We start from the raw sequence: 23104 nt of genomic DNA on the forward strand, positions 1-23104 counted from the left end.
GGCGTCGCGCCGGCAACAACGTGGACGACTTCCCGCTCTCTACTCCTTCCTCCCTTTCCCCGCCCGTTCGATGACAAACTCATAGGCGGCAAGGGTGTCGGCGTAGTTCGTCGCGTGCCCCCCTTCGGGACGATGGATCACCAAAATCTCGCGGTCCAGACGTTTGAGAACGGCGGCCAGGCGGAGCGCGCTGCCGGGAGGAACGATCTCGTCCCGTCCGCCGGTCGTGATGGCGCACGGCATCGTGAACTTCTCGGGCCAGTACTCCGCGCTGCGGTTCTTGTACTCGGGCAGCTTCTCGGCCTTGCTGCCGCCGAATGAGGCTGCGATCGCATCCTGGAACCGGTCGTATTCGAGGTGGTTGGCGTGCGGATTCAGGGCGACGACGCCGGCGACCAGATCCGGATGCAGCGCGGCGAACGTCAACGCCGAGGTTCCCCCCATCGATCCGCCGCTGACGATCAAGTGTGAGATCCTGTACTTCGCCCGAAGCTCTTCGAGGATCTGAAGGACATCCTGTTCGGCCTGCGGTCCCATCCATGACGTGCGGGCCCGGTAGTCGGGGGAGACGAAGATCAGCCCGTGCCGGTCGGCGGCGTCACGGGCGGCCCGGCACTCGTCCCGTCCGTCCCGGACAAACTGCCAGCGGTCCGAGCCATGTCCGTGGAGAGCGATCAGGAGTCCATGAGGAACTTCGTCGCGGAACTCCGGAGGAAGCCGGACGACGTACCGCTGTTCCGACCCGTCGTTCCTGGCCCGGAAGACGACATCCTCCGGCTCGGCGGCTACGCACACGCCGGAAGCGAGAACGAAGCTCATCAGAAACGCGACGAACCATCGTGTCGCGGTGGGCGACGGACGATCTGCGGAGAGGGACATGGATGTCTCAGGTGACGCTGGGGTCAGGGCGATGGGAGGCCGGTCACGCGAAACTCGCGGGAGGATTCGCCGATCGGAACGATCTCGATCCGGACGAGGTCCCGCGGCAGGACGTCGGCGATCCGATCCGCCCATTCGATGAGGGCAATCCCGTCGCCGCGGAGCAGTTCGTCCCCGCCGAGTTCCAGGAACTCGTCGCTGTCTTTCAGACGATAGGCGTCGACGTGGTAGACCGGGACGCGTCCGGCATATTCCTGGATGACGACAAACGTGGGGCTGTTGACGTACGCGTCGTGGCACCCGAGGGCTTCGGCGATCGAACAGACGAGGGTCGTCTTCCCGGCTCCAAGCGGACCGGCGAGGGCCACGGTTGTTCCGGGAGCCATCCGCGCGGCGAGCGCGTGCCCGACGCGGCGCGTCTCTTCGAGTGACTCGGAACGCAGGATCTCAGGGGCCATGGGAGAAACCGACAGACGAACGAGGGTGGGGGGAGGCTGCGGGCCGCCGGTGACGGTGACCGGGTGAACGGCAGGTCATCGGGTCGAGAGCGCGGCGAGGACGCCTCCGGCGATCGTGAGCACGCTCGCGGCCAGGATCTTGACCGGATGAACGGTGTGCCATTCGGAGAGGACGACCAGACCGACGCCGACCGCCACGAGCGTGTTCATGTTGTAGAGGGGGACGAGTTGGCTGAGCTGTGCGTGGTAGCGGCCAAGGGCCGTGGCGATGCAGGCCATCCCCGCCGCCCAGAGCGCGGCTCCCGCGGCGCCGTGCGCGGCGCTCGTCCAGTTGATCGTGAGGTCCCGCTGGATGGCGGTCAGGATGAGCCCGACGAGCAGCACGACCGCGCCGACGACGAGAAGAAAGGGGCCGGCGGCGATTCCGGCCCGGTTGCTCGTCTTCTGAAAAACGCTGGAGAGTCCGAGGAACACGGCCGGGAGGAGTCCGCCGATAATCAGACCAAGAGTATTCGCTTTCATGCGGGGAGCATAACGGATCGGACAGCAAGGGCCGCACTGACGATCGGGGCCGGCGATCGGGCGGGAGTGGACACACGGGGAGTGGCCCTTCAGCGTCCCGGCGCGACTTCCTCGATCGACTCGATCGCGGCGTCCAGCAGTTCATCGACGAGCGAGAGCGGCATCGCCGGGGCCGGCATCAGGACGACGACGTCTCCCAGCGGTCGGAGGATGACACCGCGCCGGCGGGCCGCCAGCGTGACGAGGTGGCCCGTGCGCCGCGCGGCGGGGAATGGCGCGAGCGTCTCGCGGTCCGCGACGAGCTCGATCCCGACCATGATCCCCTTCTGGCGGACCTCGGCGACGTGAGGATGCGCAGACAGGGGAGCCAGCCGCTCACGGAGACGGGCTTCGGTCGCCCGGACGTTGGCCAGGACTTGGCAGGATTGGAAGAGGTCGAGAGAAGCGAGCGCCGCGGCACACCCAAGGGGGTTTCCCGTGAAGGTGTGGCCGTGGAAGAACGTCCGGGCCTCGTGCGGTTCCCCGAGAAAGGCGTCGTAGATCTGGTCCGTCGCCAGCGTCGCGGCGAGCGGGAGGTAACCTCCGGTGAGCCCTTTCGCGAGGCACATCAGATCGGGCGCGACCTCTTCCTGTTCACAGGCGAACATCGTCCCGGTCCGCCCGAAGCCGACCGCCACCTCATCGGCGATGAGCGGAATGTCGTAGGCCCGCGTCAGCTCGCGGACCCGCCGCAAGTAACCTTCAGGATGGACGAGAATCCCCGCCGCCCCCTGGACGAGCGGCTCCAGAATGAACGCCGCGAGCCGCTGATGGTTTTCGACGATCACCTGTTCCAGCGCGGTGAGACAGTGCTCGGTCCACTGCTGCCGCGTCATTCCCCGCGGCCGCCGCAGCGAGGCGGGGCTGGGAACGGACAGCGTCGGGAAGAGGAGCTTGCCGTAAACGGCGTGGAACAGGTCGATGCTGCCGACGCTGACGGAGCCGACGGTGTCCCCGTGATAGGCGCCCTGAACGGTCGCAAACAGGCTCCGGTCCGGAGCGGCGGGCCGGCGCTGCCGCTGGTACTGGTAGGCAAGCTTGAGGGCGACTTCGACCGCCGTCGCGCCGCTGTCCGAGTAGAAGACTTTCGTGAGGCCCGGCGGGACGATGTCGACCAGCCGTTTCGCCAGCTCGATCGACGGCCGCGATGAAAGACCGAGCGTCGTCGAATGGCCGACGCGGTCGAGCTGAGCCCGGATCGCGTTATCGATTTCCGGGACGCGGTGGCCGTGGACGTTGCACCACAGGGACGAAATGCCGTCGAGATACCGCCGCCCCTCGACGTCGGTCAGGTGAAACCCTTCGGCCGCCTCGATGATCGGGGCCGCCTCGGTCCGGTATGCCTGCATCGGCGCAAAGGGGTGCCAGACGTGGTCGTTGTCCCACTGGCGCAGCGTTTCGGGATCCATCGCAGTCCGTCGAGAAATTTCACGCCAGCCCGAAGTGCCGGCGAGGGAACACGGGCGTCCCCCGGCTGTCCGCTCGCGGACCAGCCGGGAGCGTGGTCTCGTCGTTCCCTTCCGTTGCCCCGTTCAGAACTTCCAGCCGTCGGGCAGGACGGTGTTCCGGGGAATGACGATGATCCCGTCGCGGACCACCAGCGGGCCCCGCTCTCCATCGCTCGGGAAGCCGGGGGGGAGCTTGATCGTCACGTTCTTGCCGATGCAGACGTTCTTGTCGACGATCGCCTTCTCGATGACCGTCCCTTCGCCGATCCCCATCGGGATCCCCTCGGGATTGGTCGTCGCCCGGACGTCGCTGGGGAAGAAGTCCGCCCCCATCAGAACCGAGTCGCGGATCACGACCCGACGGCCCAGGACCGCCCGCAGGCCGATCAGGCTGTGATGGATCACGACTTCCGGCTCGATCTTGCAGCCGTCGGCGATCAGGCTGCGGCTGATCGTCGCTCCGTCGATCCGCGACGGCGGCAGGAACCGCGGGCGGGAGTAGATCGGCGTAGCGGCAACGTCCATCGAGAACGGCGGGTTCGGATCGGTCAGGTCCAGGTTCGCCTGGTAGAACGCGCCGATCGTTCCGATGTCCTCCCAGTACCCGTCGAACATGTGCAGCTGCACGTGCCGGGTTCGGATCGACATCGGGAAGACTTCCTTGCCGAAGTCGTGGTAGTCGGTCTTGGTCAGCAGCTCAACCAGCGTGTCGCGGTTGAAGAGATAGATCCCCATGCTGGCAACGTACTCTCGCCCCTTGCTGTCGATCCCCTGCTCCTGGAGCCAGGCGGGATCGGTCCGGACGAGCTTGAGCTCCTGCTCGGTCTTGGGCTTCTCGAGGAAGCCTTCCACGCGGCCGGTCTCGTTGAAGCGGATGATCCCGAAGCCGGAGGTCTGCTTCGTCTCGACCGGCAGACCGGCGATCGTGACGTCCGCCCCGGCCGTGAGGTGCGTGTTGAGCATCTCCTGGAAATCCATCCGGTAGAGCTGGTCTCCGGAGAGAATCATCACATAGTCAATCCCGCATTCCGAGATGTAGCGAAGCTGCTTGCGGACGGCGTCGGCCGTTCCCTGGTACCAGTCCATCGCCTCGTTGGTCTGCTGGGCGGCGAGGATTTCGACGAAGCCCCCCGAGAAGGAATCGAAGTTGTAGGACTGGCGGATATGGCGGTGGAGGCTGACGGAGTTGAACTGCGTGAGGACGTAGATCCGGCGGATGCCGCTGCTGATGCAGTTCGAAATCGGAATGTCGATGAGCCGGTACTTTCCGGCGAGGGGGACGGCCGGCTTGGAACGGTCGGCGGTCAGAGGCAGCAGCCGCGTCCCCTTGCCCCCACCCAGAATCAGGCACACAACATTCTTCATCACACCACCTTGCACATCATGATTGCTTTGGGCCTCTGGCAGTCACCGCCGGCGGATCGATGACGCCATCAGACTGTCGTATCGTGTCCGATTCCCAAGCAACATTCAAACCGCGGATCGCGGAAGTTCGCTGAGCCGTCCCGGAGACCGTGGAACTGGTCTTGACGCAGCCGGGGACGGGAAGTTTCGGGACGGCTGACAGCCACAAAAGGCTACTGTATCTTCCGATCGAACTGCGGTATCGGATCATTTCCTCCACGTCTCCGTCCCACGACGGGCGCTCACTGACTGAGGTTTCGCATCATGGAAACAACGAACGGCTCCCTGAATCGCAAACTGCGGATGGCCCTGTGCGGCGGAGGACAGGGGGCGTTTATCGGCCGGGTCCATGCCACCGCGGCCGTGCTCGACAATCGCGCGGAGCTCGTGGCCGGGGCCCTTTCGTCCGATCCGGCCAAGGCCAAGGCGTCGGCCCCGGCCTACGACATCAAGGCGGACCGGGCCTATGGCTCGTTCCAGGAGCTGATGGACAAGGAGAAGGCGCTTCCGGCCGACAAGCGGATCGACTTTGTGACCGTCGCGACGCCGAACCACACGCACTTCCCGATCGCCAAGGCGGCGGTCGAGGCGGGGTTCAACGTCATCTGCGACAAGCCGATGACCTTCGACCTGAAGGAGGCCGAAGAGCTCCAGAAGCTGGTCGAGAAATCGGGCGTCGTGTTCGCCGTGTCGCACAACTACACGGGGTACCCGCTCGTGCGGCAGGTCCGGGAGATGGTTCTCAATGGGGAGATCGGCGAGGTCAACGCCATCCGGTCGAACTACATTCAGGGGTGGCTGCGGACCCGGCTCGAGTCGTCGGATCAAAAGCAGGCCAAGTGGCGGACCGATCCCAAGCAGTCGGGGGCCGCCGGGGCGTTCGGCGACATCGGGACGCATGCCTACAACCTGGCCCGCTATATGACGGGGCTGCTGCCGAAGGACGTTTCGTGTCATCTGCGGACCTTTGAGGAAGGTCGGTCCCTCGATGACTACGGTCACGCGATTGTCCGGTTTGAGAACGGGGCTCTCGGGACGGTGACTGCCAGCCAGGTTTCGCATGGTCGCGAGAACGATCTGTTCATCGAGGTCGACGGGACCAAGGGGGCGATCCAGTGGCGGCAGGAGAACCCAAACGAGTTGATCGTCCGCCGGAATGGGCAGGCGCACCAGATTTACACGCGGAACGGCGGTCCTTACCTGGGGGCGCTGTCGACCGCTTCGAGCCGTCTTCCCAGCGGGCATCCGGAAGCATTTTTTGAGGCGTTCGCGAACGTTTACCGGTTCGCCTATGACGCGATGGCCAAGCGGGCCGCCGGTGAGAAGTTCGAGGGGCGGGACACGATTTATCCGAACGTCTATGACGGTGTGGAGGGGATGTTCTTTATTCAGCAGTGCGTGGCCAGCAGCAAGGAGGATGGTGCGTGGGTGCCGCTGAAGCATGCGTCGGCCCGTAAGTAGTGGGACGTTGCAGACGTGACATGAGCCAGAGGGCGCGGTCGTCGGATCGCGCCCTCTTTCGTTTGGTGGATCAAGAACCGGGTCCAGGGGGTACCCCTGGTGGGGAGTGCAGAGGGGCAACGCTCCTTTGCCCGCCGGAGGCCTGGCCGTCGAGAGTTGTCTGAAGGAGCGCGTGTCCAAACGCGGAGAACGTGTCGTATGCCCCCTAATCAACCCGCGGGGATTGCAAAGTCAGCGGTCTGATGTGTGGGAGTCCTCAACGCTGTTCCACAAAGGGGACATCCGTTACTTACCAAGGTTCCTCATGGAAGCGCCTCCGGCGGCAAGGGGTTGCCCCCTTGACCCCGGCTGCCGTCGCACGTTGGGTTTGAGGTGGCGTAGCCGCGCCGGCAAGGACGCGGTTTGAGCGAGCGGGATACGCCCCTGTGGATGGTCCCGCTCGCCAACCGGCGGTCGACCGAACGTGGTCAACCCGAAGGCCGAGGCTTAGACTCGACGCGCGGCCAACCCATGGCCCCGTCAGACGGTCATCCTCAGAGGTGCAGTCGTGAAAGCTCTCCACGGTTTCAGAGACTTTATCCTGCGCGGCAACGTCGTCGACCTCGCGGTCGGGGTCGTCATCGGGGCCGCGTTCGGCGACCTCGTCAAGTCGATGGTGGCCGACGTCATCACGCCGTTAATCGCCTTCATCGTCTCCCTCGCTGGCGGAAAGGGAGGCAAGGCCGAGTTCGCCGCCTTTGAGATCCCCTACACGACGATCAAGATCGGCAACTTCCTGAACTCGCTCCTCAGCTTTCTCGCCATCGCCGTGGTCGTGTACTTCGCGGTCGTCCTCCCCATGAACCGCCTCCTGAATTACTTCAAATCGCCCGAGGTCGAGAAGGAGGTCCCGCTTACCAAGGACCAGCAGCTCCTCATCGAGATCCGGGATGCCCTCAAGGCCCGCCCCATCGCCTGAGCCCCTCTCCCCTTCCCAGACTCTTCGCGCCCGGAGTGTTTCATGAGCCGTCCCTCGCTGACTGTCTGGTCTCTCCTGACCATGGTGCTATGTCTCGCCGCGACGAGCGCGTGGGCGGCCGAGAAGCCGAACGTCGTCCTCATCATCTCAGACGACCACGCCTGGACCGACTACGGGTTCATGGGGCATCCCCACATCCAGACGCCGAACATCGACCGGCTGGCAGCGGAAAGCCTCTGCTTCCGGCGGGGGTATGTCCCGTCGAGCCTCTGCTGCCCGAGCCTGGCGTCGATCATCACCGGAATGTACCCCCACCAGCACAAGGTGACCTCCAACGACCCCCCGATTCCCGCGGGGATGACAAACCGGGACTTTCAGAAGTCCGACGCCTTCCGCGAAGGGCGAGAAACGATGAACGTCCACATGGATGCGGTCCCGACGCTGCCGAAGCTCGTCCGCGACGCGGGCTACCACTCCCTCCAGACCGGCAAGTGGTGGCAGGGGAACTTTCGACGAGGCGGCTTCACGGAGGGCATGACGACGGGCCAGCGCCACGGCGATGCGGGGCTCGACATCGGCCGCAAGACGATGCAGCCGATCGACGACTTCATCCGTGGCTGTGCGGCCGAGAAGACTCCGTTTCTCGTGTGGTACGCCCCCATGATGCCGCACGATCCGCACACGCCGCCGGAACGCCTCCTGGAGAAGTACCGGGACAAGACGCCCTCGATCCATGTCGCCCGCTACTGGGCCATGGTGGAGTGGTTCGACGAGACCTGCGGAGCCTTGATGGGAATCCTGCGGGACCGCGGTGTGGAGGAGAACACGATCGTCATTTATGTCGCCGACAACGGGTGGATCCAGAACCCGGACAAGCCCGGCTTCCTCCCCTCGAAGCGCTCCCCTTACGACTCCGGGCTGCGAACGCCGATCCTCTTCCGGTGGCCGGGAAAGATCACGCCGGCGGTGATCGACCAGCCCGTGCAGTCAATCGACATCGCGCCGACCGTCTGTGCGGCACTCGGCCTCCCGAAACCGGCCACGATGTCGGGAGTCGACCTCCGGGACGAACGGGCGGTCCGCGAACGAAAGACGGTTCAGGGAGCCTGCTTCACCCACAATGCCGTCGACCTGAACAACCCAGCCCGAAACGTCATGGAGCGATGGATCATCGCCGATGGATGGAAGCTCATTGTACCGACTCCACTCTCGGACGTTTCGCACGCTCAACTTTTTCACATCGCCGACGATCCGGCCGAGCAGCGCGAGCTGGCGACGGCCCAGCCGGACCGCATCAAAGAGATGACCGCCCTCCTGGATGCCTGGTGGAAACCGGTCCCCGTTCAGGAATAACCCTGCTGACGGGGCCGGCACTTTCTGCGCACTCCGTGGTCACTTGCCTCGGCACAGAGAAGATGTCCGAAGAATTTCCAGATGTTCGGTTTTCCGAACATCCCCAAAATGAGGCAGGATCGTGGGGCCGGGCCTTGAAATTCCATGGGCCAAGACTCCCCACCGCCCCATGAACGATGACGACTTCGCAGGAATCGGCCTTTCGCTCGGAGGCGGGCGGATCCCGCGTTGCCCAGGTGGCACGGGAACTGCTTTGAACGAGAACGCCTTCGGTTTTGCTGGCGCTCACTGGTGAAGCACGGGGTCTGTGACGGGTCCAGATTCGTGTCTCCCTATGCGCGCCGCTGACATTTGCTTTGGCCAATCTCCTCTGTCGACGGCGCTCCGCGCCACATCCGCCTGCTTCGGGACGCGGCTGAAAGTCGGAGGGGGCTCATGAGCCATCGAACCGACGATTCCACCGCCCAAGCTTCCGACAGCATCTGGTCCGCCGTTGACGAGACTGCGAGTGACGGTCCGCCCTGCGGGACGTGCCAGCAGTCCTGCACCATTCGCCATGAGATGGACGGGGGGGGAAGCACGCTCGGCGACAGTCTGGCACAGCTTCGTGCGTCGGACTCCGGCATTCTCCTTTCCTACACCTCCGCCGTCGGTCATCGCTCGAAACCCTCGCGTCTGACGACACCGCAGATCCGCAATGGGCGCGGCGAGCTGGAGGGGACCGACTGGCCTAAGGCGCTGCATCTGTTTGTCGAGCGGATGAAGGGGATCCAGGCGGCGCACGGGCCCGACTCGATTGCGGTCCTGGCCCTCGGCTCTCTCTCGCTGGAGGAAACGGCCTTCCTGGGGGGACTCGTCCGCAGCGGCCTGCGGACCTCGTCCCTCGCCGGTTTCCCGGCCGCCGCCTCCGTGGCCGCCGTCGCCCGAGAGGAGGCGTTCGGCTTCGACGCGCCCTCCGCCTGCTACCGCGACCTCGAGCTGGCGGACACGATCGTCCTCGTCAACACGAACTTGAGCCAGGCGCATCCCGATCTCTGGGAGCGGGTCCAGCGCAATCCGAATCATCCGACGATCGTCGTCGTCGACTCGCGGCGGACTGAGACCTCCGCCCAGGCGGACCTGCATCTGCCGATCCATCCGCACAGCGAGGCGATCCTCCTCCACAGCATCGGGCGGGAGCTGGTCGAGCGGGACTGGATCAACGCGGACTACGTGACGCAGCATACGTCCGGCTTCTCAGCCCTGGCGGCGCACATCGAGCAGTTCACGATCGACGTCGCCTGCCGCGAGACGCGGTTGAGCGCCGGGCTGATCGAGCACCTGGTGGAGCTGATCCACCGCGGCAACCGGGTGATGTTCGTCTGGTCGAGCGGGAGCGACGCCGCCGGGAACCGGGAGATCGCCCGGGCGGTGACGAACCTGGCGCTCATGACCGGCCAGATCGGACGTCCGGGGACCGGGGTGCTCACCTGCGACGAACCCTGCTCCGCGGGCGCCGAACGCCTTTTCTCGAACCGTCACTCCCTCTGGGGTGGCCGCAGCTTTTCCGACTCGCTCGAACGGCTCCAGGCGGCCAGCATCTCGGGCATCCCGGCCAAGCTGCTGCCGGAGACGGGCGCGAGCTCGTACGAACAGGTCGTCGAGGGACTTCAGGACGGATCGATCCGCGGGCTGTGGATCGTGGGGAGCGGCAGCGGCGACGTCTCATCGTCGCACCCCGAGATGGCGGCGCTCCTGGGGACCGTGGAGTTCCTGGCGGTCCAGGAGACGCGGGAGAACGCCCTGGGGGTTTCGCAGGCTCATGTCGTCTTTCCGTCTGCCGAATGGGCGGAGAAGAAGGGGACGGTCATTACGCCGGAGCGGCGGCTCAAGTTTCTCACTCCGTCGGAGCATCCTCCGGGGGACGCGCTGACCGACTTCGTGATCTTTCGCCTCCTGGCGGACGCGTGGGGCTGTGGCCGCACGCTGCGGAAGTGGAACTCTCCCGCCGGAGTGTTCGAGCTCCTGAAGAAGCTGTCGGCGCACCGGCCGTGCGATTTCTCCGGGATCGTCGATCACGACATGCTCGTGACGTTCCTGGGGATCCAGTGGCCCTTCACGGGTTCGGAGGGGAGCGACGGGGGAGAGGCGGCCTCGGGGGACCGTCGGCTGTTCGAGGGGGGACGTTACTTTCATCCGGACCAGAAGGCGCGGTTCACCTTCGATTCCCCGCATCAGCGGAAGGATCGTGAGCATCACCTGTTGCAGTTCGACGTCAAGCCATCGACCGACGTCGCGGCGGAGGGGCTTGGCGATGAGCCTCGCGGTTTGCGTGAGCCGCCTCCGGAATGGGCGGCGGCCCGGATCGTGCTGCTGCTGAACCCGGTCGACGCGGATTTCTGGTCGTTGACGGAGCGGGAACTGATCCGCCTGGAGATGGGGCCGTTTCTCCTGCAGGGGGTGATCCGTCTTTCGGACGCGATTCCTTCCGGGCAGATCGGTATTCCGAGCACTGCTCCATTTCGCCGGTTGTGGCAGAGTGCGATTTCGCAGCCTCTTGAGGCGCAGGTCCGCGGGTTGACTTGCCACATCCTTTCGGGCGGCCTGTCGATTCAGGATCCGGCGGCGTAGTGGCCGAGGGGATTCGCTGCTTGAAGGGTGCGTGATTCAAGCGACTGGCCAATCGCCGCTTCGACGAGTGCTTGAAACTCGCGCCCGGGCGGACAGATTCCCGATGCGCAACGGCCGTCATTCACCAACCGGGTCCAGGGGCACCTTGGTCAGGGGGTGCAGGGGGCAGAATGCCCCTTGCCCGCCGGAGGCCTGGCCGTCGAGAGACGTCTGAAGGAGATCGTGTCCAAACGCGGACACCATGCCGTATGCCGCCCTCACCGACCCGCGGGGATTGCAAAGCCAGCGGTGTGGTTGGAGGGAGTCCTCAACGCTGGCACGACAAAGGGGACATCCGTTGTGCCCCACGGTTCAGCGAAGAAGTGCCTCCGGCGGCAAGGGGGTGAGACCCCCTTGACCCCAGCTGCCGTCGCACGTTGGGCTTGAGCAAGCGGAGCCGTGCCGGCAAGGACGCGATTCAACTCATCCTCGCCGCTTCACCGACCACGGGAGCGAGATCGCTACACGGGGGCCGCTTCGAGCTTTCCCCCACGGAGACGATGGTGCTGCGGGAAACGGTCGGCCAGTTCCCGGCTGTGGGTCACGCAGACCAGGATCGCCTGTTCTTCGCGGGCGACCTCCAGAAGCAGCGTTCCGACCGCCGCGGCCGTCTCCTGGTCGAGGCTTCCGGTCGGCTCATCCGCCAGCAGGAGCTGAGGCTTGTTGAGCAGCGCCCGACAGACCGCGACGCGCTGCCGTTCGCCGCCTGAGATCTGAGCCGGCCGATGCTCGACCCGGGCGCCCAGTCCGACTCGTTCGAGGAGGGTCCGGGCGCGCTTCTCTTCTTCGGGGCCGACGCCGCGGCCCCCTTCGCCCAACGCCGGCAGCAGAACGTTTTCAAGGACCGTGCACTGCGGCAACAGATGGTGGTCCTGGAACACAAAGCCGATGTGCCGATTCCGGAACGCCGCCTGTTGGGCGGGGTTCAGCGCGAGCGGCTCCTGGTCGGCGATGCGGACGGTTCCGGACGTCGGAGTGTCGAGGAGACCGATGATGTAGAGGAGGGTGCTCTTGCCAGAGCCGGACGGACCGGTGATCGCCAGGGCTTCGCCGGACGCGAGGGAGAGGTCGACCCCGGTCAGGATCGAGAGTGTTCCGGCAGCGGTCGGGAAGGACTTGGTGAGATTCGAGACCTGCAGCACGGATGCTCCTCGCCATGGGACGGTCGATCGGTCCGTGGCAGGATAGCGGAGGGGAGGAACGCGAATCGAGGTTCGCGATGCTGTTTGAAAGGCGCCCTTGCCAGCACGACTCCCGTAGCTCAAACCCATCGTGCCACGGCCGCTGGGGTCAAGGGGGCCACGCCCCCTTGCCGCCGGAGGCACTTCCATGAGGAACCGTGGCAAACGACGGATGTCCCCTTTGCGGAACCAGCGTTGAGGACTCACCACTCGCTCCGCAAGCCCCGCGGGCTGGTGGGGGGGCATACGGCATGCTGTCCGCGTTTGGACACGCACTCCTTCCGACAGTGTCCGATGAGAGGGCCTCCGGCGGGCAAAGGGCCCAAAAAACAACACAGGCCCCTCTGCACTCCCCACCAGGGTGCCCCTGGACCCGGTGATCGAATAGTCCTAAACCGCCGCGCCCGTGAAGAGCGACTCGATGACCGACCCATTGTTGAGACGCACCACCCGACCCAACCGGTCCCGCACCTCCGCATCCCCCGGTACACCAAGCAGGTGATAGACCGTCGCCCCCACATCATCCGGCGAGAACGCACGCGTCACCGGATACGCCCCGGAATCATCCGACTTCCCAATCACCTGCCCCGGCTGGACCCCCGCTCCCGCGAAGAGACCAAAGAAACACGGCCCCCAGTGATCCCGCCCCTTCTGGTCGTTGATCTTCGGCGTCCGCCCGAACTCCCCCAGCATCATCACGAGCGTATCCCGCAACAGCCCCCGCTCCTCCATATCGTCCAGCAGCGCCGCCACCCCCTGGTCGAGCGGCGGAAGCAGACGCCCCTTCAGCGTCTCGAAGATCGCCGCATGACTGTCCCAGTTCTGAACCGGGCCGATGTTCGCCTGCACCACCGGAACCCCCGCCTCGATCAACCGCCTTGAAAGCAGGAGCGACTGCCCCGTCATGTTGCGACCATAACGATCACGAACCGCATCCGGCTCGCGGTCCATCAGGAACGCCTCCGCCAGCCTGTTCGACGTCAGCATCTGGAACGCCAGCCGCTGCTCGTTGTCGACCCGCACGGCGTTACCCAGCTGCTCAATCCGCGACTGCGCCCGGTTCACTTCCGCCAGAAGCGTCTGCCGGCTCCCCAGCCGCGGCAGGTCGATCCCGGCCGCCAGCGTCAGGGCGTCGACCCGGAAATCCTTCTTGTTGGGGTCTCCCGTGATCTGCCACGGATCGTACTTGGGGCCGAGGAACCCGGCATGCTGACCCGGCCAGGTGAGCGGTCCCCCCTGCAGGAACGTCGGCAGGTTGACCCCCGTCGGCAGGCCATCGGTCCGACGATTCGTAAAAGCGAGCCCGGCAGCGTAGCTCGGCCAGTCGTCCCGTGAGGCGACCTTGTCGAAGAAGCCCCCCGGCTGCCTGGTGCCGGTCAGGACGTGGTGCGTCGACATCAGGTGGTTGTTGTCGCCGTGCGAGAGCGAACGGACGACGGCGTACTTGTGCGCCCGCGCCGCCAGGTGCGGCAGATGCTCGCAGATGGAGTAGCCGGGGATCGTGGTCGCGATCGGCTGGAACTCCCCCCGGATCTCCGCGGGGGCCTCCGGCTTCATGTCGAAGGTGTCGTGATGGCTGGCGGCCCCCGTCAGGAAGACGATCAGGACCGACTTGGGGGACCGAACCGCCGCGGCATCGCTCGCGCGGGCCCGCGCGCCGAGAACCTGGGACAAGCCGATCCCCAGGAGCCCGGAGTATCCGGTCTGGAGCACTTCCCGACGGGTCAATCCGATGGAATGACGGTGAAAAAGAGATGAGCGCGGGGGGAGGGGGGACATTCGGGCGGGGGCCTTCGTGGAGCGCGGGGCCGGCGGATTCAGGTGGGAGGGCCGTCGAAGCGGCTTCCCATAATCTATCGTTGATCGGTAAGTCGCACCATGAATTCCCGGAGTCTCCTTCGCCCTGCGTGATGTCCCGCCGGATCTCTTGAGGGGAGGCCGGACGGCACAGTCGGGCACGGGGCGGCCCGTGCGGAGTTTGACGGTTGCGCCGATTAGCAAAAATTTCTCGGTGGAAAGCGCCCTGCTGCAATTTGCCTGGGCGATTCCAGCTTCCCATTGGAGGTTAGCCTTCGAAGAGAGGCTTCTCACCTTTGCCCCCGTGACGGCCATGCGACACATCCACTTGTTCATGAAGAGCGAGGAAGGCACCACTTCAGTGGAATATGCCGTCCTCATCGCGCTGATTCTCCTGACCACCATGGTTGGCATCCGGCAGTTGACGAACGGAGCCAGCGGCATGTGGGCCAACAACAACGTGCAGCTCGAGGCGGTCGGGTTCAACTCGCCGGCTCCGTAGCCTGAGACCAGGATCCAGCGGCTTGGTGCGTTCGGCCACGTCGGTGAGGGCGTCGGTCCGTTTGAGGCGGTTGCGTGATTGCGGGGCGGCCATCGACACGCGGCCAGAAGCTTTCGAAACGGGCAGGATCGGCAGGTCCCGCGATCGCAGGTCCGGGGCAAACCTCCGGGAGCGGGTCCCCAGGGCATTCGATCTTCCGGCAGCGCGGAAATATCGCTATCAGGTCTTGCTGCAGACACGATCGGGCTCCGTCTCGCGGGCTCGATGCGACTCCACAGGAGGCGCGCCCGCCGCGGCGACGCGAAATGAGCGTCGTTGTCCGCTCGCGCTGAAAGTTGTCTCTCCGCAGGTCACCGGTAGTGAATCGTCCGCACGAAATTGGCTTCGATGAGACCGGCTTCTGGGTGAAGCACCGGCGGATCGTCTACGGAAGGTTCGACTACCAGTGGACCCCGGAGCTCGACGGCGTCGAGCTGCTCTTCCAGGGGCGGAAGTTTGGAGAGATCTGCGGGCCCGAAGAGATCCAGGCGGACCTGAAAGAGTTCGGCCTGCCGCGGCGCGTGTGCGAGGTGGCGACGATCGTCCTCGGTACGATGCTCGAAAGCCTGCTGCAGGGGCTGCCCGAAGAAGCCCGCCACGATCGGGTCTGGACCCGCCTGCGGATGTCCGGCTGCGAGCAGTTCTGTCCCGACGCGCGTCGCTGAACGAAGATCAGGATCGCGAACCCGCCTTCCAGAAACGCGTCGACCCTGGCCACTTGATGTGGCCAGGGTCGATTCGCGTCGAAAGAAAAAGCGAGTGAGGATGGCTGGGGGCGTGGGCGCTCGCCCGGCGAAGCCCCACAAGGACTTCCCCGGCCACACCCCCAGTCATGCAACACTCGCCAAGGGTCGTTTGTTCGGTAAGTAACCATTTAGCAACGAGTGTGCCGCTCGGGCCAAAGTGACAAAAACATGCTCGGCACGTGCGTTTTTCCTCGCGAAAATCTTTCGGCCCCGTATGCCAGCCTCAGCGGCTGCCCACCAAGTAGGCAAGAGAGACTCTCGATTCAACAGCCTTGCGTCCCCGGCAGCGGATCGTCCCTCTATTGGGCGTGACACCCCTGCCGCGCCCGGCACGCCGCTCGTCCTCTTCACCCTCGTTCCCAATCGTGTCGGCGGTCGCTACGTTCTTTGCGGTTCTCGAATCGGAGGCGTAAGAGGCGCAGCGTGTCCGGAGGATCGACCACATTTCAGGACCGATTGGCGCGGGCTCGGCGCGGAGAGGCATCCGCACGGGATGAGCTGTTCGCGTCCTGCCGCAGCTTTGTCGGTCTGTGCGCCCGCGCTCAGCTCGAGCAGAAGCTCCGCCGCAAGGTCGATGCGTCCGACCTCGTGCAGCAGTCGCTCCTCGACGCCCACCGCGGCTTCGAACGGTTTCGCGGATCGACGCCGGACGAATGGATGGCCTGGCTCCGGCGGATCGTCTCGAACAATGCGCTCGACCTGATCCGGCATCACGTTCAGGCAGACGCCCGGGCCGTCTCCCGGGAGCGGCCGCTCGAGGGAGGACCGGAAACGTCGACAGTCGCCTTCAACCCCTTCGAGCCGGCGGCCCGCCAGGAGACCCCCAGCCAGGTCCTGATGGGGATGGAGCGGCACCTCGAACTCGCCGCGGCGATCGAGCAGCTCTCCGAAGACCACCGGGAAGTGGTCTATCTGCGGAACGTCCTGGGGCTTCCCTTTGACGAAGTCGCCACACGGATGGAGCGGTCCCGCGGGGCGGTGCAGATGCTCTGGATGCGGGCCCTCGAAACGCTCCGGTCGAACCTCGCCCGGGAGAGCAGGCCATGAGCGAGTCTCCCCCGTCACTCGCAAGCTCGGAGTCCGACGAGCCGTCGGCTGACGTGCTCCGTATGGAGAAGCTGTTCCAGGCGGTCGTCGCGAACGATCAGTCGACGATCGAACGGCTGATCGAGGAGGACCGGGGGCTCGCCGACTGGAAGAACCTGCTGGGGGACCTCCACAGCCTGGGGCAGCAGACGCGGGGTGGTGCGGAGGTGGCTGGCCTGCTGCCGTCCGGAGCAGAGCGGATCTTTGGACGGTATCGGCTCCAGGAGGAGTTGGGACGCGGGGGTATGGGGGTCGTCTATCGGGCGTGGCAGGCGGACCTGAGCCGGCCGGTCGCGATCAAGATGATCCTGGGAGGGCAGCTCTCGTCCGATGAGCAGGTCCGGCGGTTCCAGGCGGAGGCGCAGCTCGCCGCCCAGGTCCGGCATCCGCAGATCGTCACGATCCACGAAGTCGGCGAGATCGACGGGCAGCACTTCTATGCGATGGAATACGTCGACGGGATCGGGCTCGACCGATACCTCGCCGAGAACCGTGTGGAGGCCGAGGAGGCTGTCCGGTTGCTGATCCCGGTGATCCGGGCCGTGCAGCACCTGCACGAGCGGAACATCATCCACCGGGACCTGAAGCCGGCGAACCTGATTCTCGACCGCGAGCGGCGGCTGCACGTGGCGGACTTCGGGCTGGCGACTCTGCTCAATCCGGACACGCGGCAGACGCTGTCCGGGACGGTCCTTGGGACACCGGCCTATATGTCCCCGGAGCAGGCGGCGGGCAAGGTGAAGGAGCTTTCCCCCGCGGCGGACGTCTACAGCCTGGGGGCGATTCTTTATCAGATGCTGGCGGGCCGGAAGGTCTTCGACGACGAGTCCCCCGCCCTGCTTCTGCTGCAGGTCATCGAGCGCGAGCCGCAGCCAGTGATGGCCTTCAACCCGCGGGTTCCGCGGCGGTTGTGGTGGATCGTGCGGCGCTGCCTGGAGAAGGACCCGCGCCGCCGTTACCCGAATGCGGGTGAGCTGGCGGACGATCTGGAGCGGTACCTGCGGGACGATTCGGTCGTGGCCGGGAAGGATGCCTGGTCGCAGGAGATCGTGCGGTTCCTGCGGCGGCATCGGACCGTCATGTACCGGCTGGCGGCGATCGGGACGGCGCTCTTAGTGGTGCTGGCCCGGATGTGCGAGGCGCCGGAGTACGCCGCCTTCTATCGTCCGGTGGTCGTCGACATTGTGGCGTGGGGGCTGCTCGTGGTCCTCTGGGACGTGCTGGGGCAGCGGCGGCCGGCGCAGCGCGACCTGACCTCCACGGCGACGACGTTCACCGATGTCGTGGTCCTGACGCACATTCTGTGGCTGACGCAGGCGGTCGATGGGCCGGTCGTTTCGCTGTACCACATTGTGATCTCGGCCGCGGGGCTTTCGCTGCGGCCGCGGCGGGTGTGGCTGGCGGTCGGGGCGAGTCTGATCGCGTATGGGCTGCTGATGCTGCAGCCGCCCGAAGAGGGGATGATCCGGTTGCCACATCTGTCGATCCTGTATGCGCTGTCGCTGATTGTTTGCGGGGCGATCTCCAGTTCGCATGCCCGCCGGCTGGCGCTGCTGACGATTGCGGACAAAACGCCGTAGGCCACCGGGGCTGCGAAACAGCCGGTCCCCAGGCCCGGACAACGTCTGCGGACTCCCTCTTCTCATCATCCCGCTGGGTTGCAGGAACGGAGGTTGGCTCTGACACTGCGAAGGCATGACTCCGACTTCTTCTGCGAGATGCGCAATGCGGACGATTCTGTTGACCTTCTCGATCTGCCTCGCCGGCGGGTCCCTGCTGACGGCAGAGGAAACCTCGCTCGCCAAGGCGTTCTCGACGATCAAGGCGGTGCGGCGCGAAGGAGAGGGGAACGAAGCGGCTCGAGAGGCGGCCAAGGTCGTCTCGAATGCCAAGCCGGAAGAGCTGACGCAGATTCTCGTCGCCCTGGACGACGCCGATCCGATCGCGGCGAACTGGCTGCGGGGGGGCTTCGAAGCCGCCGCACAGAAGGCGGGAAAGAATCTGCCGGCCAAGGCCCTGGAGGGCTTTGTGTTGGACCGGACGCACGATGCCCGCGGACGGCGGCTCGCATTCGAGTGGCTCACGGCAGCGGATCCGGCCGCGCGGGAGCGGATCGTCCCGGGGTTCCTCGACGATCCGAGCGCGGAGCTTCGGCGCGATGCGGTCGCCCGGCTGATCGGCATGGCGAAGACGGAGAGCGGCGACGCGGCGACGAAGCTCTATGAGGAGGCGTTTTCCGCCGCAGTCGACGGGGATCAGGTCCAGGAGATCGCCCAGGTCCTGGTGAAGGCCGGAAAGCCGGTCGACCTCACGGAGCACTTCGGCTTTGTGACGCGATGGGTCCTGGCCGGGCCGTTCGACAACCGCGAGACGAAAGGGTTCGACGTCGCTTATCCGCCGGAGAAGGAAGTGAACCTTCAGGCGGAGTACGAGGGGATGAACGGCAAGGTCGCCTGGACGTCGCTCGAAGCCCCGATCGACAAGTCGGTGCTGAATCCCGAGAAGGTCGGACTATTCGATATCGCCAAGCTGACCGCGCCGCACAAGGGGGCGGCGACCTACGCGACGACCGACTTCTATTCGGAGAAGAGCCAGCCGGTCGAGTTCCGCCTGTCGACCTCGAACGCCTGGAAGCTCTGGGTGAACGGGGAACTGGTCTTCGCGCGGGATGAGTATCACCGCGGGATGTTCTTCGACCAGTACATCGTTCCGGGACAGCTCAAGACGGGGAAGAACGTCCTGCTTCTCAAGGTCTGCCAGAACGAGCAGAAAGAAGACTGGGCCCAGGACTGGAGCTTTCAGTTCCGCGTGTGCGATCCCGCGGGCAAGGCGGTCCTCTCCACCGACCAGCGGACAATGACGCAGCGGTGAGACGCGAGCGCAGGGCCGACGCGAAACGCAGTGCGATCACTCAGGAATCACGAATGCTCAGACATCCTCGACTCTCCCTTCTTCTTTGCCTTGTGACACTCTGGACGAGCGCGGCGGCCGCGGCCGACCGGATCGCGAAGACGATCGCCGGAACGGGGATCTCGGCGCATGAGGGGGACGGAGGTCCCGCGACTCAGGCGGCGGTGGGCGGTCCGTTCGGCGTCGTCGTCGGGCCGGACCATGCGGCGTACGTCTGCGAAATCACGACGCACGTCATCCGCCGGATCGACCTCGACACCGGGCTGGCGACGACCGTCGTCGGGACCGGCGAGCTTGGGAATACCGGTGACGGCGGGCCGGCCGTCCAGGCGAAGACGCATGAGCCTTACGAAATCCGCTTCGATCGGGGGGGCAACCTGTACTTCGTCGACATGAAGGCGGCGGTCGTTCGCCGCGTCGATGCGAAGACGAAGGTCATCGAGACGGTCGCCGGATCGGGGAAGGCGGGCTTCAGCGGTGACGGCGGTCCTGCGACCGAGGCCCAGTTGAACCAGCCGCACTCGATCGTCCTCGACGACAAGACGCTCTATATCTGCGACATCGGCAACCACCGGATCCGGGCGGTCAATCTCGAGACAAAGGTCATCTCGACCTACGCCGGTACAGGCGAAAAGAAGAAGACGCCGGACGGCGCGAAGCTCGCCGGCACGCCGCTCAATGGCCCGCGGGCCCTCGACTTCGATCCGATGGGGAATCTGCTGCTGGCGCTCCGTGAAGGAAACATGGTGTTCCGCGTCGACCGGAAGGCCGGAACGATTCATCACCTCGCCGGGACGGGGAAGCAGGGCTACGCCGGCGACGGTGGCCCGGCTCGCGACGCGGTGCTGGCCGGTCCCAAGGGAGTGGCGCTCGGGCCGGACGGAGACGTTTATCTCGCCGACACGGAAAGCCACACGATCCGCGTCCTGCGGATGAAGACCGGGACGATCGAGACGGTCGTGGGGGACGGGCAGAAGGGGGACGGTCCCGACGGCCCCGCCCTCAAGTGCCGGCTGGCCCGGCCGCACGGCGTGTATGTCGACAAGGACGGCGGGATCTACATCGGCGACAGCGACAACCACAAGGTCCGGTATGTTGTCCCCGTCCAGAAATGACGGGTCGGGAAGCGGCGGACTGCCGATCACGATCCGCAAGTTCGAGTGGGAGCCCGACGAGGAGCTCTCATCGCGGACCTGGGCCTATTCGGCGTCGATCGGCGGCGTGCCGGTGGCCGTTCAGGCGGTCGTCTTCCGAGCCGATCGGACGGTGCTGTACCTCCCCCCCGATGTCCGGATCGACTCGCTTCCTCCCGGCTGTCGGCCGGAACCGGTCCTGCGGGAAATCGTCTCGCAGGTCAACCAGGATCTGACGGGACTCGACGTCTGTTTCTGTCAGGCGGCGGTCGATCCGGAGGACGAACTGGCCCGGACCGCGCTGACGCTCGCCGGATTCCGATATCTCACGGACGTGACCGAATTCACGCGGAATACCACCGCGGCTGATGCTCCCCGGGGGTCGTTCGAGCCGGCCAGGGACATACGGCTCGAAACGCCGCCGCTGACGTCCGACCTCTGGGTTCGCGCCTTCGAAGCGTCGCTGGCGGACAGCGTCGACGTCCCCGAACTCCTCGACTTCCGCGGTCCCCGGGAATCGTTCGAGAGCCTCGCCCTCCTGGCCGGAGGCCACACCGAGCACTGGCGGGTGCTGATGGACGAGGACCATCCGATCGGCCTCGTCCTGCCGACGCTGCTGCCGGACGGAACGGCGGAAATCCAGTACCTCGGCGTCGCCAGCAGCCACCGCCGGCGCGGCCATGGAACGCGGCTCCTCCAACACGCGTTCGAGGCGACCGGCTCACTGGAGATCAGTTCGCTCAACGTCCACGTCGACAGCCGCAACGTCGCCGCGGCGGCGCTCTATCAGCGGTACGGCTTCGGCCCGGTCACGCGGCGATCCCTTTGGATCCGCTGACCAGAGTGTGGCTTTCCACTCGCTCCAGCGGGGACGTGAAGGGCCGAAGGACGTGTCCTCCATGCTGTTCCGCGCTCGGGTACCGGCCAATTTCCCATGGTTCTCGACTGTCGGCCTCCAGCGGGCAAAGGGGTCAAGAAAACAACACGGCCCCCTTGCGTCCCCCACCAGGGGCGAGCCCCGGGCCCCCCGGTAGGACTATAGCGATGCGGTATAATCGGTTGCCCGTCGGCCAAGGGCGGTGTTCGACCATTCTCAAAACCGCGTTTCCTTCCTTGTCCGCCAAAACACTCGTATCATCCCCCATTCGTCCCCAGGCCCCATTCCCCACGGAAGCGGACGGCTCCGGTGAGCCGCGTCGCAGCGTTTTGTTGTCGGGCCGGGGACGCCGTGAGTGTCAATCGCCATGCGCCTGTCTCCCGCCGTCAGCACCCTCAAGCCTTCCGCCACCATCGCGGCCGCGGCCAAGGCCAAGGAACTGAAATCGAAGGGGATCCAGGTTCTCGACTTCACCCTCGGCGAACCCGACTTCAACACGCCCGAACACATCCGCAAGGCGGCCATCGACGCGATGAACGCCGGGCAGACCCACTACACGGCGTCCAGCGGCATCCCCGAACTCCGCCAGGCGGTCTGCACCGCCTACCAGCGGGACTACGGCCTCTCGTTCACCCCGGCCCAGGTCGTCATCTCCAACGGCGCCAAGCACGCCATCCATAACGTCCTCGCCTCCCTCTGCGGCCCCGGCGACGAAGTCATCATCCCCACCCCCTACTGGGTGAGCTACAGCGCCCTCGTCGAACTGACGGGAGCCAAGCCGGTCCTCGTCCCGACCACCCTCGAAAGCGGCTGGTGCCTCTCTCCCGACCAGTTCCGGGACGCCATCACCCCGGCGACCAAGCTGCTGATGCTCAACAACCCCTGCAATCCGACGGGGGCCGCCTACCCGATCAAGACCCTCGAAGCCCTCGCCCAGATCGCCGTCGACAAGGACATCCCCGTCCTCTCCGACGAGATCTACGAGAAGCTCATCTACGGCGACGCCCAGTTCAAGTGCTTCGCCTCGTTCGGCCCGGAAGTCGCGAAGCGGACGATCATCGTCAGCGGCGTCAGCAAGGCCTACGCCATGACCGGCTGGCGGATCGGCTGGTCGATCGCTCCCCTCGATCTCTCCAAGGCGATCGACAACCTCCAGAGCCAGCAGACCTCGAATCCGTGCAGCATCAGCCAGTACGCGTCGGTCGCCGCGCTCCTTGGACCGCAGGACTCGATCGCCAGCATGCACGCCGAGTTCATCAAGCGGCGGGACTACGTCCTCAGCCGCCTGCGGGAAATCCCCGGCCTGAGCTTCGCCAACCCGGGGGGAGCGTTCTACGCCTTCTTCAACGTCGAGAGCTACTTCGGCGTCCCGCTCGGCTCGGGGAAGACGGTCGATAACGCCACCGACTTCTGCACCGCCCTCCTGGAAGACGCCCACGTCGCCCTGGTGACCGGCGACGCATTCGGAGCCCCCGGCTATGTCCGGCTGTCGTTCGCCACGAACATCGAGAACCTCCGTCAGGGAGTCGACGCGATCGCCAAGTTCCTGAAGGTGGCGTAGCCGCCGGTATCCTGTCTGCAAGCGTTCTCCGGGGCCGGCTCGACCGGCCCCAGTTCATTGGTTCGTCTCCGCATCGATTCTGAAATCCCGCCCCGCCCGCA

General features: G+C 65.7%; 19 protein-coding genes. 12 read left to right on the forward strand and 7 right to left on the reverse strand.

Annotated features, from left to right (window positions below; genetic code table 11):
- Positions 1–39: 39 nt before the first annotated feature.
- From VT03_RS01535 to VT03_RS01555, 5 genes are all read right to left on the reverse strand, one after another.
- Entirely contained in the window at positions 40–879 is an 840-nt protein-coding gene (locus VT03_RS01535; protein ID WP_075091350.1) for an alpha/beta hydrolase family protein, read from the reverse strand.
- Between the two features lie 23 nt (positions 880–902).
- The gene (gene tsaE / locus VT03_RS01540) at positions 903–1337 is read right to left on the reverse strand and encodes a tRNA (adenosine(37)-N6)-threonylcarbamoyltransferase complex ATPase subunit type 1 TsaE (protein WP_075091351.1); all 435 of its coding nucleotides are present in this window, start codon (positions 1335–1337) and stop codon (positions 903–905) included.
- 75 nt (positions 1338–1412) lie between these two features.
- Positions 1413–1859: a hypothetical protein gene (locus VT03_RS01545; protein WP_075091352.1), complete on the reverse strand. Its 447-nt coding sequence runs from the start codon at positions 1857–1859 to the stop codon at positions 1413–1415.
- Between the two features lie 89 nt (positions 1860–1948).
- Positions 1949–3307 (reverse strand): adenosylmethionine--8-amino-7-oxononanoate transaminase, encoded by a 1359-nt coding sequence (gene bioA, locus VT03_RS01550; RefSeq protein WP_075091353.1) that lies wholly within the window; start codon positions 3305–3307, stop codon positions 1949–1951.
- A 123-nt stretch (positions 3308–3430) separates the two neighbouring features.
- Positions 3431–4711, reverse strand: coding sequence for a glucose-1-phosphate adenylyltransferase (locus VT03_RS01555; protein WP_075091354.1), 1281 nt, complete (start codon positions 4709–4711; stop codon positions 3431–3433).
- Between the two features lie 303 nt (positions 4712–5014).
- Between VT03_RS01555 and VT03_RS01560 the strand changes: the two genes are divergently transcribed.
- From VT03_RS01560 to VT03_RS01575, 4 genes are all read left to right on the forward strand, one after another.
- A complete protein-coding gene (locus VT03_RS01560) occupies positions 5015–6211 on the forward strand; it encodes a Gfo/Idh/MocA family protein (RefSeq protein WP_197489167.1) in 1197 nt (398 codons plus the stop codon).
- 547 nt (positions 6212–6758) lie between these two features.
- Positions 6759–7169 carry a large conductance mechanosensitive channel protein MscL gene (gene mscL, locus VT03_RS01565; RefSeq protein WP_075091355.1) on the forward strand — a complete coding sequence of 137 codons (411 nt, stop codon included), beginning with the start codon at positions 6759–6761 and terminating at the stop codon, positions 7167–7169.
- A gap of 42 nt (positions 7170–7211) precedes the next feature.
- A complete protein-coding gene (locus tag VT03_RS01570) occupies positions 7212–8522 on the forward strand; it encodes a sulfatase (protein ID WP_075091356.1) in 1311 nt (436 codons plus the stop codon).
- A 435-nt stretch (positions 8523–8957) separates the two neighbouring features.
- Positions 8958–11132, forward strand: a complete 2175-nt coding sequence (locus VT03_RS01575) for a molybdopterin oxidoreductase family protein (protein ID WP_075091357.1) — start codon at positions 8958–8960, stop codon at positions 11130–11132.
- A 500-nt stretch (positions 11133–11632) separates the two neighbouring features.
- On the opposite strand, the gene VT03_RS01580 is transcribed toward VT03_RS01575, so the two are convergent.
- Both VT03_RS01580 and VT03_RS01585 read right to left on the reverse strand, forming a co-directional pair.
- On the reverse strand, positions 11633–12313 hold the full coding sequence (locus VT03_RS01580) for an ABC transporter ATP-binding protein (RefSeq protein ID WP_231870572.1): 681 nt from the start codon (positions 12311–12313) through the stop codon (positions 11633–11635).
- A gap of 429 nt (positions 12314–12742) precedes the next feature.
- Entirely contained in the window at positions 12743–14065 is a 1323-nt protein-coding gene (locus VT03_RS01585) for a DUF1501 domain-containing protein (protein WP_231870573.1), read from the reverse strand.
- Positions 14066–14363: 298 nt separating this feature from the next.
- On the opposite strand from VT03_RS01585, the gene VT03_RS01590 reads away from it, so the two are divergent.
- The 8 genes from VT03_RS01590 to VT03_RS01625 all read left to right on the forward strand — a co-directional run bounded on the left by VT03_RS01590 (position 14364) and on the right by VT03_RS01625 (position 23003).
- Positions 14364–14651 carry a Flp family type IVb pilin gene (locus VT03_RS01590; RefSeq protein WP_156514219.1) on the forward strand — a complete coding sequence of 96 codons (288 nt, stop codon included), beginning with the start codon at positions 14364–14366 and terminating at the stop codon, positions 14649–14651.
- 359 nt (positions 14652–15010) lie between these two features.
- The gene (locus tag VT03_RS01595) at positions 15011–15355 is read left to right on the forward strand and encodes a hypothetical protein (protein WP_075091360.1); all 345 of its coding nucleotides are present in this window, start codon (positions 15011–15013) and stop codon (positions 15353–15355) included.
- Positions 15356–15859: 504 nt separating this feature from the next.
- The gene (locus VT03_RS01600) at positions 15860–16483 is read left to right on the forward strand and encodes a sigma-70 family RNA polymerase sigma factor (protein ID WP_075091361.1); all 624 of its coding nucleotides are present in this window, start codon (positions 15860–15862) and stop codon (positions 16481–16483) included.
- The gene (locus VT03_RS01605) at positions 16480–18102 is read left to right on the forward strand and encodes a serine/threonine-protein kinase (RefSeq protein WP_082845857.1); all 1623 of its coding nucleotides are present in this window, start codon (positions 16480–16482) and stop codon (positions 18100–18102) included. Before VT03_RS01600 ends, VT03_RS01605 begins: the two co-directional genes overlap by 4 nt.
- Positions 18103–18247: 145 nt before the next feature.
- On the forward strand, positions 18248–19393 hold the full coding sequence (locus tag VT03_RS01610) for a hypothetical protein (RefSeq protein WP_075091363.1): 1146 nt from the start codon (positions 18248–18250) through the stop codon (positions 19391–19393).
- Between the two features lie 53 nt (positions 19394–19446).
- Complete coding sequence (locus VT03_RS01615) at positions 19447–20547, forward strand: hypothetical protein (protein ID WP_075091364.1); 1101 nt, start codon at positions 19447–19449, stop codon at positions 20545–20547.
- Positions 20525–21403, forward strand: a complete 879-nt coding sequence (locus tag VT03_RS01620) for a GNAT family N-acetyltransferase (protein WP_075091365.1) — start codon at positions 20525–20527, stop codon at positions 21401–21403. Before VT03_RS01615 ends, VT03_RS01620 begins: the two co-directional genes overlap by 23 nt.
- Positions 21404–21809: 406 nt before the next feature.
- Positions 21810–23003, forward strand: coding sequence for a pyridoxal phosphate-dependent aminotransferase (locus VT03_RS01625; RefSeq protein WP_197489168.1), 1194 nt, complete (start codon positions 21810–21812; stop codon positions 23001–23003).
- Positions 23004–23104: the final 101 nt, after the last annotated feature.

Origin of the sequence: Planctomyces sp. SH-PL14 (assembly GCF_001610835.1) — a bacterium.
Lineage (GTDB): Bacteria > Planctomycetota > Planctomycetia > Planctomycetales > Planctomycetaceae > Planctomyces_A.

Coding starts and splice junctions, on each gene's coding strand:
- VT03_RS01535 (WP_075091350.1), bottom strand. CDS start 879: ATGTCCCTCTCCGCAGATCGTCCGTCGCCCACCGCGACACGATGGTTC.
- tsaE (WP_075091351.1), bottom strand. CDS start 1,337: ATGGCCCCTGAGATCCTGCGTTCCGAGTCACTCGAAGAGACGCGCCGC.
- VT03_RS01545 (WP_075091352.1), bottom strand. CDS start 1,859: ATGAAAGCGAATACTCTTGGTCTGATTATCGGCGGACTCCTCCCGGCC.
- bioA (WP_075091353.1), bottom strand. CDS start 3,307: ATGGATCCCGAAACGCTGCGCCAGTGGGACAACGACCACGTCTGGCAC.
- VT03_RS01555 (WP_075091354.1), bottom strand. CDS start 4,711: ATGAAGAATGTTGTGTGCCTGATTCTGGGTGGGGGCAAGGGGACGCGG.
- VT03_RS01560 (WP_197489167.1), top strand. CDS start 5,015: ATGGAAACAACGAACGGCTCCCTGAATCGCAAACTGCGGATGGCCCTG.
- VT03_RS01570 (WP_075091356.1), top strand. CDS start 7,212: ATGAGCCGTCCCTCGCTGACTGTCTGGTCTCTCCTGACCATGGTGCTA.
- VT03_RS01575 (WP_075091357.1), top strand. CDS start 8,958: ATGAGCCATCGAACCGACGATTCCACCGCCCAAGCTTCCGACAGCATC.
- VT03_RS01605 (WP_082845857.1), top strand. CDS start 16,480: ATGAGCGAGTCTCCCCCGTCACTCGCAAGCTCGGAGTCCGACGAGCCG.
- VT03_RS01610 (WP_075091363.1), top strand. CDS start 18,248: ATGCGGACGATTCTGTTGACCTTCTCGATCTGCCTCGCCGGCGGGTCC.
- VT03_RS01615 (WP_075091364.1), top strand. CDS start 19,447: ATGCTCAGACATCCTCGACTCTCCCTTCTTCTTTGCCTTGTGACACTC.
- VT03_RS01620 (WP_075091365.1), top strand. CDS start 20,525: ATGTTGTCCCCGTCCAGAAATGACGGGTCGGGAAGCGGCGGACTGCCG.
- VT03_RS01625 (WP_197489168.1), top strand. CDS start 21,810: ATGCGCCTGTCTCCCGCCGTCAGCACCCTCAAGCCTTCCGCCACCATC.